Source organism: Mucilaginibacter dorajii (assembly GCF_024808255.1).
Taxonomy (GTDB): domain Bacteria; phylum Bacteroidota; class Bacteroidia; order Sphingobacteriales; family Sphingobacteriaceae; genus Mucilaginibacter; species Mucilaginibacter dorajii.
The window spans coordinates 261,241-273,907 of sequence record NZ_JANTYS010000002.1 but is presented as its reverse complement, the minus strand read 5'-3'; the positions used below and the strand labels follow the sequence as shown (position 1 = coordinate 273,907).

The 12,667-nt window shown below is 42.5% G+C and carries 13 protein-coding genes; 10 read left to right on the top strand and 3 right to left on the bottom strand.

The genetic code is table 11. The features are described from left to right. The first annotated feature begins 52 nt into the window (after positions 1-52). Entirely contained in the window at positions 53-466 is a 414-nt protein-coding gene (locus tag FHS10_RS03160; protein WP_259087594.1) for a hypothetical protein, read from the top strand. Between the two features lie 3 nt (positions 467-469). On the opposite strand, the gene FHS10_RS03155 is transcribed toward FHS10_RS03160, so the two are convergent. Then, positions 470-1,780 (bottom strand): polysaccharide deacetylase family protein, encoded by a 1,311-nt coding sequence (locus FHS10_RS03155; RefSeq protein WP_259087593.1) that lies wholly within the window; start codon positions 1,778-1,780, stop codon positions 470-472. Positions 1,781-1,970: 190 nt separating this feature from the next. On the opposite strand from FHS10_RS03155, the gene FHS10_RS03150 reads away from it, so the two are divergent. From FHS10_RS03150 to FHS10_RS03140, 3 genes are all read left to right on the top strand, one after another. Continuing rightward, positions 1,971-4,442 carry a TonB-dependent receptor gene (locus FHS10_RS03150; RefSeq protein WP_259087592.1) on the top strand — a complete coding sequence of 824 codons (2,472 nt, stop codon included), beginning with the start codon at positions 1,971-1,973 and terminating at the stop codon, positions 4,440-4,442. A gap of 71 nt (positions 4,443-4,513) precedes the next feature. Next, positions 4,514-5,722, top strand: coding sequence for a PepSY-associated TM helix domain-containing protein (locus FHS10_RS03145; protein WP_259087591.1), 1,209 nt, complete (start codon positions 4,514-4,516; stop codon positions 5,720-5,722). A gap of 35 nt (positions 5,723-5,757) precedes the next feature. Continuing rightward, a complete protein-coding gene (locus tag FHS10_RS03140; RefSeq protein ID WP_259087590.1) occupies positions 5,758-5,958 on the top strand; it encodes a hypothetical protein in 201 nt (66 codons plus the stop codon). Positions 5,959-5,981: 23 nt separating this feature from the next. Here the strand turns inward: FHS10_RS03140 and FHS10_RS03135 are convergent, their stop codons facing one another. Both FHS10_RS03135 and FHS10_RS03130 read right to left on the bottom strand, forming a co-directional pair. Then, positions 5,982-6,146: a hypothetical protein gene (locus FHS10_RS03135; RefSeq protein WP_259087589.1), complete on the bottom strand. Its 165-nt coding sequence runs from the start codon at positions 6,144-6,146 to the stop codon at positions 5,982-5,984. Positions 6,147-6,178: 32 nt separating this feature from the next. After that, entirely contained in the window at positions 6,179-6,625 is a 447-nt protein-coding gene (locus FHS10_RS03130) for a DUF6934 family protein (protein ID WP_374759820.1), read from the bottom strand. 181 nt (positions 6,626-6,806) lie between these two features. On the opposite strand from FHS10_RS03130, the gene mraZ reads away from it, so the two are divergent. The 6 genes from mraZ to FHS10_RS03100 all read left to right on the top strand — a co-directional run bounded on the left by mraZ (position 6,807) and on the right by FHS10_RS03100 (position 12,600). Next, positions 6,807-7,271: a division/cell wall cluster transcriptional repressor MraZ gene (mraZ, locus tag FHS10_RS03125; protein ID WP_259087587.1), complete on the top strand. Its 465-nt coding sequence runs from the start codon at positions 6,807-6,809 to the stop codon at positions 7,269-7,271. Further along, a complete protein-coding gene (rsmH, locus tag FHS10_RS03120) occupies positions 7,264-8,166 on the top strand; it encodes a 16S rRNA (cytosine(1402)-N(4))-methyltransferase RsmH (RefSeq protein WP_259087586.1) in 903 nt (300 codons plus the stop codon). The genes mraZ and rsmH overlap by 8 nt, the downstream gene beginning before the upstream one ends. Next, entirely contained in the window at positions 8,163-8,579 is a 417-nt protein-coding gene (locus tag FHS10_RS03115; protein ID WP_259087585.1) for an FtsL-like putative cell division protein, read from the top strand. Before rsmH ends, FHS10_RS03115 begins: the two co-directional genes overlap by 4 nt. Further along, entirely contained in the window at positions 8,569-10,671 is a 2,103-nt protein-coding gene (locus tag FHS10_RS03110) for a PASTA domain-containing penicillin-binding protein (protein ID WP_259087584.1), read from the top strand. Before FHS10_RS03115 ends, FHS10_RS03110 begins: the two co-directional genes overlap by 11 nt. Beyond that, positions 10,668-12,128, top strand: a complete 1,461-nt coding sequence (locus FHS10_RS03105; protein ID WP_259087583.1) for a UDP-N-acetylmuramoyl-L-alanyl-D-glutamate--2,6-diaminopimelate ligase — start codon at positions 10,668-10,670, stop codon at positions 12,126-12,128. The genes FHS10_RS03110 and FHS10_RS03105 overlap by 4 nt, the downstream gene beginning before the upstream one ends. 112 nt (positions 12,129-12,240) lie before the next feature. Further along, a complete protein-coding gene (locus tag FHS10_RS03100) occupies positions 12,241-12,600 on the top strand; it encodes a four helix bundle protein (protein WP_259087582.1) in 360 nt (119 codons plus the stop codon). Positions 12,601-12,667 lie beyond the last annotated feature (67 nt).

Here is a 12,667-nt window from a genome sequence, read left to right as displayed (position 1 = left end):
AGCATTTAAACCCTTTGGCCCGTAACGATATTATAACCAAACTGGCCAAGAAATGAAGAAGATTTTACTCGCGCTGCTAATTATATCATGTGTTGCCTGCAATAAAACCCAGCAAAAGCCTGCTTGTTCGGTGGGCGTTTGTACGGCCATTTACGCAACTATAGGTATTAAGTTTGTAAATAGTAAAGGCGCTGGCGTAGTCGTCACAAATTTTACGGCTAAAAACCTGCGTAGTGATTCTTTAATTGTCGCTGTTGGCGTTATTGATCCGGGCTTCTCTCCATCTTATAGAACCATCGCAACTGATGGTAATAAAGCACAGTTTTCAATGGAGGGCGACAATGTACAAATTTCGGCCACCAATCCAGATACACACCAAATTAAAACTACTACGATGAAAATAGCCGGTGGTTGCACCTGCCATATCAACAAAGTTTCGGGACCGGATACGGTAACTTTTGATTGATAGTTATGCACCGGTTATCACAATGGGTTTACCTGCTACTGCTTGGTATAATATGTAAACCCCGTTGGCATCAGTCATAATTTTAAAAATCTGCTTTTTGCCGCCTTGTGTTATACTTGTCTTTTTCCATCCCGCAGGGACATAAGTTTTAAGTGTGAGCGGTATGTTATAAAAGAATTTATCTAAAGGATAACTCAGGGTTACATTAACCCGGTTGTTCTTCAAAACCGAGCTTACTTTAGCACCCTGCCTTTCGCGCATGTATTTGGTAACATCGCCAAAAGTGGCTATCCAAAGTTTATCCTCATGATCTTTAATATAAGTGAAATACTCCGTTAACTCCGTTGCCGGTAGCGCTTCCCAGCCAATGCCCTGCACGCCATGGTGGGTAAGCACCAGCCAGGTATCGTGCCTGTTCATGGTCGTATCAACCCAGGCTTTCATCATGGGTAAAGGCGTTTTGGTGGTGGCGCCACGCTGGTATTGTACATACTCCTTATCGGTATTGCCTGGCGTATCCTTATTACCGCGACTGATCTCCTTAAGCCATGGTTCGGGCATGCGGTTACGCAATGCAGGGTAAACTTTACTTAGGTAGCTTACAGCACGCTCGTTTTCCGTTCCAAAGGGGCCTTCGGCGCTAAAGGTGTATTGCAGGCCAAGGTTATGCAAAATATCCAGTCTGCTGCTCTTCATTTCGTAGTTAATGTTGGCTTCATCAAGGGCGGCCAGGCGGGGGTGGGTTACCATATGGCTGGCAAATTCGTGTCCTTGCGCAGCGTATTGTTTAATTTGTGCCCAGGTGGTACCATGGGCGTCATTGTATTCGGTATTGTGCTCAATGCCGGGTTTGAAATCACCGTGGCGTACTTTGCTGTACAATTCGTCTATAATTTTATAGGCTGCTTCGGGCTTGTTATCGTCAATTAATGATCCGGCCTTGTAGTGATAATCTAAGGTGCCAATCAAGCCTAAATGCCCGGCTGCCGATGCGCGTTCAAAAAAGTTGTTTTTATTGGTAGGGCTGGTAGCGGTTTCGGCAATGATAGCTTTTATTGGCCGCCCTATGAATTTTGCCTGGTACTTTGAACCAGGGATTTGCCCGGTGATAATGAAAAATGTGCTTTTAATGTTCAGTTTATTTAAAATAGGCAGAGCGACTTTAAACTGGTTGATAGAGCCATCGTCCCAGGTGATGGATACGGCCCCATTGCGGTTGTATTGCCAACGGGTTATCTCGGTTTTACCTGGTTGGGCTTTTAAAAAGCAGGCGCACGCAAGCATCAGCAAGGCAGATAGTGAAAGTTTTTTCATAACAGGAGCGGTTTATTGGGCTAATATAGGCAGATGCTTTTGCAATAAAACGCTGTAACAAAATCGTTAACGAGGAAATAAGCGGGTGCAGATGTATATCTTCAATCTTATTTAAACTAATTCTAAATAATATTTGTGATTTAGGTTTGTGTTGTTATTTTTGCGGCTAATTAGACTTAATCTAAATTATATGTCGAAGCACTTACACAACTACCTGCAAAAATTTATACTTCTGATCTCCCTTTTCTTGTCAATAGCGTTTAATGTGAAAGCCGATGATGACGGAAGCAATGGCAAAATAGCCGGCTTTGTAAAAACCAGCGACGGTAAACCCGCGTCATCTGTTAACGTGGCCATAAAAGGTCTTAATAAAAGCACAGCCACTATTGACGACGGATCTTTTAATTTTTTTAACATCAAGCCTGGTACATACACATTAATTACAACCTACATAGGTACCAAAAGTGAAGAACAAAGTGTAACGGTGATAGCTAACCAAACAACACGGGTAAATTTCACTTTAAATGAAAATGCCGCTCAGCTAAATGAGGTGATAGTATCATCTACAAAAACCATTAACCAAAAAAAAATAGCTATCGGTAAAATGAATGTGGCTCCTATGGATCTGCCTCAAAGTGTTACTGTGATTGGCCGGGATGTGCTTGATCAGCAGCAGTCACTACGTTTAAGTGATGTAATCAGAAACGTAAACGGCGTTTACTTATACAGCTCCCGCGGCAACACGCAGGAAACCTTTGCTGCAAGAGGCTACAATTTTTCGAGCACCAATATGTTTAAAAATGGTTTCAGGGTAAACTCCGGCGTTGTACCGGAGGTTAGCTCGCTGGAACGTATTGAAGTTTTAAAAGGCAGCGCGGCCTTGCTATACGGTAACGTTGCACCGGGTGGTATCCTTAATATGGTAACCAAAAAGCCATTATTTGAGCAAGGTGGAAAGGTATCTATGACTTATGGCAGCTATGACCTTTACCGCCCTTCGTTTGATGTTTATGGCCCTATCACGTCAAAGCTGGCTTACCGTGTAAATGGTACCTATGAAAAAGCAAACAGCTACCGCGATAACGTAAAATCTGAAAGAGAATATATTAACCCTTCATTTTTATATAAAGTAAGTGATAAAACCACCATCACCGTTGAGGGCGATTACCTGAACTATGATTTTACCCCCGATTTTGGTACAGGTCAAATTAATAACGTAATTGCCAAGGTGCCACGTAACCGGTATTTAGGTGCATCGTGGTCAAACGGCAATACCAAGCAAAGTACTGCTACAGCTACCATCAATCACCAGATTAATAGTTTGTGGCAAATAAGCGGTGGTGTTAACTACCAGCATTTTAACAGGCAGTATCAAACTACAGAGCGTGTGCTGCCCGATGCAAACGGCAATTGGGGCCGTACCCTTAATCAGGCAAAAACGTTGGAAGATTACTATACCGGCCAGTTTAACGTTACTGGTCAGTTTAATACCGGCGCTATAAAACACAATATTTTAGCAGGTATTGATGCCGATAGGTATAATAATACAGCGTATACCTATGTGGCTACTGTAAATAAGGTTTCGAGCTATTGGGATCAGGGCAGTTCTTTAAAGCCCGCGTTATATGATACCATTAATATTTTTGATGTTAACAAATATAAGCTGCGTACAGACAGGCCGGCGATGAGCCCTTTTTATAATATACTTACAAAAACTAACCGCTTTGGCGCATATTTTAATGATTTGATCAGCCTGTCTGATAAAGTTAAGGTGCTTGCAGGCATTCGCTGGTCGTACCAATACATTGCACCAACGGTGGTTACCAATTATTACCTGCCTGCATTGGTGCAGGCATCGGCAAGTAAAACCGACAAAGCGTTTTCGCCAAGAGTAGGTATCGTTTACAAACCTGTTACCAATACCGCACTTTTTGCCAGCTACTCTAATTCGTTTATAACCAATACAGGTATCGATGTTAATAATAACCCACTTTCGCCCTCATTGGTCGATCAGTATGAAGCAGGTATAAAAAATGATTTCCTGAATGGTAATTTATCTGTTAATGTAACCGCTTACCGCATCATTAACAATAACCTGGCGCAAACAGCACCCTTTTTGGCCGATGGGGTTACAGAAAATACGAATACTAATATTAAGCAGTTGATAGGGCAAACCAAAAGTGATGGTATAGAGCTTGATATAGCCGGACACCCGTTTAAAGGGCTTGATGTGCTGGCCGGCTATAGTTATACTAATGCAAGGTATAGTAAAACCCCGCAATCGTTCGCAAGTAATATAGCCGGACAGCCTTTACTAAATGTACCTAAGCATACCGCTAACGCAAGTGCTTTTTATAATTTTTTTGATGGTAATTTAAAAGGCTTTAAAGTAGGCACGTCTGTTTACTATCTGGGTAACCGTATTGCCGGCAATGCTAATACGGTACCTGCAAAGGGGCAGGCACAACCTGCAAATAAATTAGTCTATGTACCCGGTTTTACCACTGTGGACGCATCCGTTGGCTACACCTATAAAAAGGTTTCTATCATAGCCAAAATTTCAAATATTGGTAATGTGTTAAACTATAATGTACACGAAAACTATAGTATTAATCCAATTGCGCCAAGGCAGTTTTTAACTACAGTTTCGTATAGTTTTTAATACCCCTGTTAACTTAATAATTAAACCGGGATATGTTTTCTAAGCATACCCGGTTTTTGTAATAAAAAGTCATGAAAGTATTTTTCCGCACTATTCACCTTTATCTTAGCCTTGCGGCAGGGATAGTTATTTTTTGTTCGTGCCTTACCGGTACCGTGCTGGTTTTTGAAAAGGAAATAGAGCATACCCTGCATCCCAAACGTTATGATGTGCAGCCACAGCAAACCAGGTTATCTGTTTCACAACTCATCAGTCGTGTTTTAAAGGAGGTGCCGAAAGCCAAAATAGCTACTGCGATGGTTTATGCTGATGCGGGCAGAACGGTAGAAATAGGTGTGATTGTGCCTGAGCGGAAAGATAAAAAAGAGGCGGAAACCCCAGGCGGCAAAAAACACGCTGCTGGCGAACCTGGGAAAAAGGGTAAAAAAGATAAAGATGTCGCCCGCCCCAATTTAACTGTTTTTGTTAACCCATACACAGGGCAGGTAACGGGGCAATATAACCGCAGGCAGTCATTCCTTTATTCGGTAGAGATGCTCCACCGCTTTTTATTGGCCGGAAAAGATAGCGCCGGCGATATGGTAGTGGCGATTTGTACTTTGCTTTTTTTGTTTATCCTGATAACAGGCGTTGTATTGTGGTGGCCAAAAACAAAAGCCGTTATGCGCCAGCGCTTAAAAATAAAATGGGGCGGCAGTACCAAACGCCTGGTACATGATTTGCACATAGTAACCGGCTTTTACACCTCTGTTTTTTTGATTGTGATAGTTTTAACAGGTTTGGTGATGACATTTAGCTGGGCCAACAAGGCGTTGTTTGCCATAACCGGCTCAAAGCTGGTAAAGGAACAACCCGAACAACCAAAATCGGTTTACGTGGCCGGTACAGACAAGTTATCTATCGACGCGGCTATTCAAAGTACACCGACTATTAAAACTGCTGATTACTATACCGTTCGTTTACCACGGGATTCAGCTGCAACTTTCAGCGTTAGTGTTTTGCCGCAGGGAGCCATTGAAACAACCGCCGATACCTACTATATTGATCAGTATAGTGGCAAGGTGGCAGGCTCGCAAACATTTGCCTCCAAAAGTTTAGGGCAGCGCGTAAGGGCCATGGTGAAGCCTGTGCATACAGGCTCGGTTTATGGCTTGCCTACTAAGATTATCAGCTTTGTGGTTTGCTTATTATCGCTTATTTTCCCGGTAACCGGCGTAATGATGTGGCTTAACCGTACCCGGAAAAAGAAGAAACCCGAAAAAAAGCTTGTTATTGCGTAACTGACAACAACCGGGCTACCGGTCGTAGTATTATTATGTCAGGCGCCGACGTTAAATTATCTAACCTGCAAAAACTCATTGCAGAAAGTAACGCTTCAGAATACCATTCATCGGCAAGAATTGCCGCGTCCAATCCTTTAACTTATATCAATACCAATGTGAGCGATTACGGGAAAGTGTATGTTGCTGATGAGGACGACGTGAGAGCGATGGTGGGGATATTGAACAGATTTTAATTAGATACTATTTAAGTTTTGTTTTATTTCTTCAGATGTTCGGGCAATGGGTTTTTCAGCAAAAACTCTTTCGCTTCCTCTGTTTTTTTTACAAAATAAGGATCATTGCCACGATCTTTAACTTTGTCGCTTACAACACCATTGCTGTAAAAACCACTTTCCTTAATTATTTTTTTAACTGCTGGCATAGTTATCAGTCCTTATACTCAAATATACTTTTTTATTTTCTCTTTACCAAGAAAGCCTCATAGTTAACATTCTTTTGAAATGGCTGCCAATCGCCTTTTACAAAACCTAATACCTTAAAATCTTTGCTAATTTCTTCCCACAAACCAGATATTCCCATTTGGTATAGCCTTGTTCTTGAGCTTGTGCTTCCTGTAGCAAAAACGTAATGGTTGCCATGGATGTTTGTAAAATCAATAACGGTTTTGGCTACGGTTGCTAAAACAATATCTCTGTCGTCGTTATTACTTACAATGTTATCATCTATTAAGTCGGTTTCCTGGGAAACATCGCCAAAGCCTAAGTTATAAAAAATAGGCTCTTCGTGAGTCATTCGGGTAAAACGAACAGCTTTTTTAATCCGTCCGTTTGGTCCTTCACTATAAAATTCATAATCCAAATAATCGTTTTTTATTAGGCAGGGGTAACTTTTTAGATTCATTCAGATTTAATTATTCGAATCGGCAATATGCTGAGTTCAAATATAATGCAAAGGGTAACTTAAAACTCTCCCATAGCATCAAAACCCGCCAAAAATGTTGAAAACTTTTTGGTGGTAAAAAGTGGTAATTTGTGGTAAAAGAAAATTACTTTTACCTATTAAATTAAGCCATAGTCTTATAATGCCGCATTTAACCGGAGAATTTGAATGTAAACTGGATGCCAAAGGGCGGATGATGATCCCCGGAGGTCTCAAAAAACAGCTTCCCGAAGCTGTTGGAGAGACGCTTATGATCAATCGCGGCCTGGAGAAGAATCTGGCTATTTACACTAAATCCGAATGGGACAAAAGACTTGATGAACTGAGCAAACTTAACGAATACGACCGGCAAAACCTGCGTTTTATCAGGTATTTCACCGGTGGCGCAACGCCTTTGGTGCCAGATGCGGCCGGCAGGGTGCTTTTGCCAAAGTCGTTACTTGATTTTGCAGGCATTGGCAGCGACGTGGTTTTAGTTTGTGTATTAAACAAAATTGAGGTTTGGAGCAAAGCGGCCCATACCGAAATGATTAATAACGAACCTGAAAATTTTGCAGAGTTGGCAGAACTGGTAATGGGTAGTAAAGCAAGGAGGAACGATGAGTGAGTACCACACCCCGGTAATGCTGCAGGAATGCATTGAGGGTTTAAATATTAAAAAGGACGGCACGTATGTGGATGTAACCTTTGGCGGCGGCGGTCACTCGCGCGAGATCATGAAGCATTTGGGGCCCGATGGCACCTTGCTTGCTTTTGACCAGGACGCGGATGCGCAGCAAAATGTAATTGAAGATGAGCGCTTTGTTTTTGTAGATCAGAATTTTAGGTACCTCAAAAACTTTTGCCGCCTGCATGGCGCTATCCCGGTTGATGGTATTCTGGCCGATCTGGGTGTATCATCATACCAGTTTGACCAGGCAGATCGCGGTTTTTCTATCCGCTTTGATGCCGAACTGGATATGCGTATGAATCAAGGTGGCGATTTAACCGCTAAAGACATTGTAAATAATTATACCAGTGCCGAGTTGCATCGCATTTTTGGTATTTACGGCGAGATTCAGAATGCCAAATCATTAGCCGAAACTATTGTTACCGCAAGGCTTAACGCACCGATTGTAACCATAGCCGATTTGAAGAACGCGATCATTAACCGCATCCCTAAAGGGAAAGAAAATAAATACCTGGCCCAGGTTTTCCAGGCGCTCAGAATAGAGGTTAACCAGGAGCTGGAGGCTTTAAAAGAGTTTTTAGTACAAAGCACCGAAGTATTAGCCGTTGGCGGCAGGCTGGTGGTAATGAGCTATCACTCGCTGGAAGACAGACTGGTGAAAAACTTCATAGCCAAGGGCAAGTTCAGTGGCGAGGTTGAGAAGGATTTATACGGAAATAGTAATAAACCGCTTGATGCAGTTAGTCGTGGGGCAATCACTGCATCGGCAGATGAAATTAGTAACAATAACAGGGCACGGAGCGCTAAATTAAGAATAGCTGTAAAAAGATGACCAATCGTTTACGTACAGAAATTCAGGAAGAAGAGTTAGAAGCTGAAGAGCTTATTGTGGAGGAAAAACCCAGGAAAAGGGAGATACCTGACAATTTCTTTACGCAGCTTTTTACCAAACGCTTTATTACAAGCGAGAAGGCAACTAATGCCCTTCCGTTTGTGCTGTACGTGGCATTGTTGGGCATGATATATATTGGTAACATGCACCTGGCCGAAAAAAATATCCGTGATATTGACGATCTGACAAAAGAGGTAAAGGAGCGCAGCTGGGATTTTAAAACTACCAAGGCCGATATGGCCTTTAAAAGTACCTTAACAGAGGTAGCTAAACGTGCCGATACATTGGGGGTAAGGCAATCTATTGAGCCGCCAAAAAAAATAACTGTGAAGGAGGATAAGGATGAAAATTAGAACTAATATACTTTTAAGAGTATACATCGCCTTCGGGTTGGTGGTGTTTTTTTCGTTCGCGGTGGTGGTGCAACTTTGCAGGGTACAGTTTGTACAGGGAGCCAAATGGAAAGCTAAGGCTGTAAATATGGCTGCCCAGTTTAGGGATGTGGAAGCGGCAAGGGGTAATATTTTTTCTGTGGATGGCAGTCTGCTGGCTACATCGGTACCTGAGTACGAGTTGCACATGGATATGCTGGCCGGCGGTATTGCTGCCGATAGCGTGTTTAATGATAATATTGATGTGCTGTCAACTAACCTGTCAAAAATGTATGGAGATCGGTCGGCACATGAGTATGCGCGCATCTTTAGGGAGGCCCGTAAAGATGGCTCACGCTATCAGCTTTTAAGGCGCAAAGTTACTTACCAGGAATTAAAACAGATCCGCGAGTTCCCGATTTTTAAAAGCAGGAAGACAAAAAATTGCCTCATTGTTTTACAGCAAAACAGGCGCATTTTGCCATTTCATTCTTTGGCGGAACGTACAATAGGTTATAAAAACGAAAACGTTAAAAACCCAGTGGGACTTGAAGGGGCATATTCATCGTACATCAATGGCGAAAACGGCAGGCGTTTAATGCAGCGCATCCCTGGTGGTACCTGGATGCCGGTAAATAACGATGAGGATGAGATAGCCGCTAAAGACGGTGCCGATATTATATCAACCATCAACGTAAACTACCAGGAAATTGCGCAGGCTGCTTTGCTGAATCAACTGGATTCAAGCGCTGCCGATCATGGTTGTGTGGTTTTAATGGAAGTAGCTACCGGAGAGGTAAGGGCTATTGCCAATTTTACCCGCACCAAAACCGGTACTTACAAAGAGAGCTTAAACTATGCCATCAGCAATTCTATCGATCCCGGTTCAACCTTTAAACTGGTATCATATATGACTTTGCTCGATCAGCATAAAGTTGATACCAGCACTATAGTAAACGCTGAAGGCGGTAAATATAAATTCGCTAAAGGGCCAACTATTACTGATACCGAGCATGATAATTACGAAATGTCGGTAAAAAGGGCTTTTGAGGAATCATCAAACGTTGCGGCTGCTAAACTGGTTTATAATAATTATAAAGATAACCCATGGGAGTTTATCAATAAGTTATATAGCTATCATCTGAATGAAAAGCTGAATTTACAGATAGCTGGTGAAGGCAGGCCGGTAATAAAAAATCCATCAAACCGCAGCTGGAATAAATATTACACCCTGCCCGAAATGGCCTATGGTTACGAAATGAACCTTACGCCGTTGCAAATGCTGGCCTTTTATAATTCGGTAGCCAATAACGGCCGGATGATAGCACCCATTTTTGTGCGGGAAATTCGCCGTATGGGCAATACCATTGAGCAGTTTCAGGCACGTGTTATTAACGAGCATGTATGTTCTGATGTAACACTGGGCAAACTAAGGGGAATGTTAGAAGGTGTGGTACAGGAAGGTAACTGCAGGCACGTGATCAAGAACTCACTTTATACAGTGGGTGGTAAAACAGGTACAGCACAGGTAGCAAACGGAACAAAGGGTTATAAGGATAAAAAATACCAGGCGTCTTTTTGCGGTTATTTCCCCGCCGATCATCCTAAGTACTCGATGATCGTAGTGGTTAATAATCCAACCAGGGGTTCATACCTGGCGGCAAAAGTTGCTGGTCCTATTTTCAGGGCTATTGCCGATAAGGTGTATGCCAATGATATGGAGATCAACCAGCCAGCCCCGGTAAGGTTTGTGGGTAATACATCGATGCCTAAAGTAAAACAGGGTAACCTGAAGGCCTTAAAGCATGTGTACAATACCCTTGGTGTAAAGCCACTGTATGCTTCGGCATCGGCGGGTGTTGATACCAGTAACGGCATTCCGTTTGAAGATGTAAGAGTTAAAGAAGGTACTGTTCCGCCTGTTACCGGAATGGGCCTTAGCGATGCCTTGTATGTATTGGGCAATGCAGGATATAAAGTAACGGTACGCGGCAGCGGTACGGTGGCCACACAATCGGTTACCGGCGGCAGTTTGATACCAAAGGGTTCACGCATAACAATTGAGTTGCAATGAGATATTTAAGCGATATATTGGATGGATTGGCCTTTACAGAACTGCAGGGCAGTGCCGATGTGGAAATTACTTCCGTAGCGTTTGATTCGCGGGCGGTAATCCCCGGTTCACTGTTTGTTGCCATAAAAGGTACCCTGGTTGATGGGCACGATTATATTGACCAGGCCATAAAAAAAGGTGCTATCGCTATCATTTGTGAAGACTTACCGGCACACACAGCCGGTGAGGTCGACTTTTTGATGGTGGCCGATTCTGGCAAAGCATTAAGCCTGGTTGCCGCTAATTTTTACGGTAATCCATCGGCGCAGCTTAAACTGGTTGGTGTAACCGGCACCAATGGTAAAACTACCATTGCAACACTGCTATACCAACTGTTCAGGGATCTGGGTTATAAATGCGGTTTGCTGTCAACGGTAGAAAACCAGATAAACGGCCAAATTATCCCATCAACCCATACCACACCCGATCCTATTGAACTTAACCGTTTGATGGAAGAGATGGTGGCACAAGGTTGCGATTATTGCTTTATGGAAGTTAGTTCGCACGCGGTTGCGCAGCATAGGGTGGCTAATCTGAGTTTTTCGGGAGGTGTATTTACCAACCTCACGCATGATCATTTAGATTATCATAAAACCTTTGATAAATACTTAAAGGCTAAAAAGCAATTCTTTGATGGCTTGCCAAAAAGCGCGTTCGCACTTACTAACATCGATGATAAGAACGGTAATGTAATGTTGCAGAATACCCTGGCCCACAAAAAAAGCTACGGTTTAAAAAGCATGGCCGATTACAAAGCCCGCATTTTGGAAAACCAGTTTGGTGGCTTGCTGCTGCATATTGATAACGAGGAAGTATGGTTTAAAATGGTAGGCACCTTTAATGCCTATAACCTGCTTGCTGTTTACGCGACTGCCATGTTGTTGGAGCAGGATAAATCAAAAGTGCTAACCAGCCTGAGCAAATTAACAGGTGCCGAAGGCCGTTTTGAATACATTGTTGCACCAAACAAAGTGATAGGTATAGTTGACTATGCCCACACGCCCGATGCTGTGCAAAATGTACTAAGCACCATTCATGACATCCGTAAAGGGAACGAAAAAGTGATCACCGTAATAGGTTGCGGTGGCGATAGGGATAAAACCAAACGCCCTATTATGGCCCGTGTAGCCAGTGAATGGAGCGATAAAGTGATTCTGACATCAGATAATCCTCGCTCGGAAGACCCGGCGCAGATTATCAAGGACATGATAGAAGGCGTTGATCCGGCATTTAAAAGACACACGGTAAGTATAGTAGACAGGAGGGAGGCTATCAAAACCGCCTGCATGCTGGCTAACCCCGGTGATATCATTTTAGTTGCCGGTAAAGGCCACGAAAAATACCAGGATATCAACGGAGTGAAAAATCACTTTGATGATATGGAGGAGTTGGAAGAGCAATTTAAATTATTGCTTTAGATGTGCAGATTTCAAATGTGCAGATATGCAGATGAGGTAATTAGATGTGCGGATTTTAAAACTGCAAATATGCAAATGAAGGGGAATTGTACGAATAATGAATTGATAAAGAATGAGTGATAAACCGAACCTGATTGTTGATTTAACTTTTGAATTTTCTTTGAAGATCATAAGCTTCACCGGGAAACTTGAAGCACAACGAAAATTCAACATGGCTAATCAGCTTTTCAGAAGTGGAACATCAATAGGGGCGAATGTTTGTGAGGCGCAGGGCGCGCAAAGTAAAAATGATTTTAAACATAAATGTAAAGTGGCTTATAAGGAAGCCGAAGAAACAAGGTACTGGTTACTGTTATGTCAAAAAGCAGAGAGCTATCCATTTGAACCATCGATGCTTGATGATATACAATCAATTATAAAGGTTTTAGGAAAGATAATTTCATCGATAAGAGAAGTAATTAAAGAGAATTAAAAAATCAAAACATAAATCGCAAACGTGCTTAGTTCGATAGTTGCAAATCAATCATTTGCACATCTGA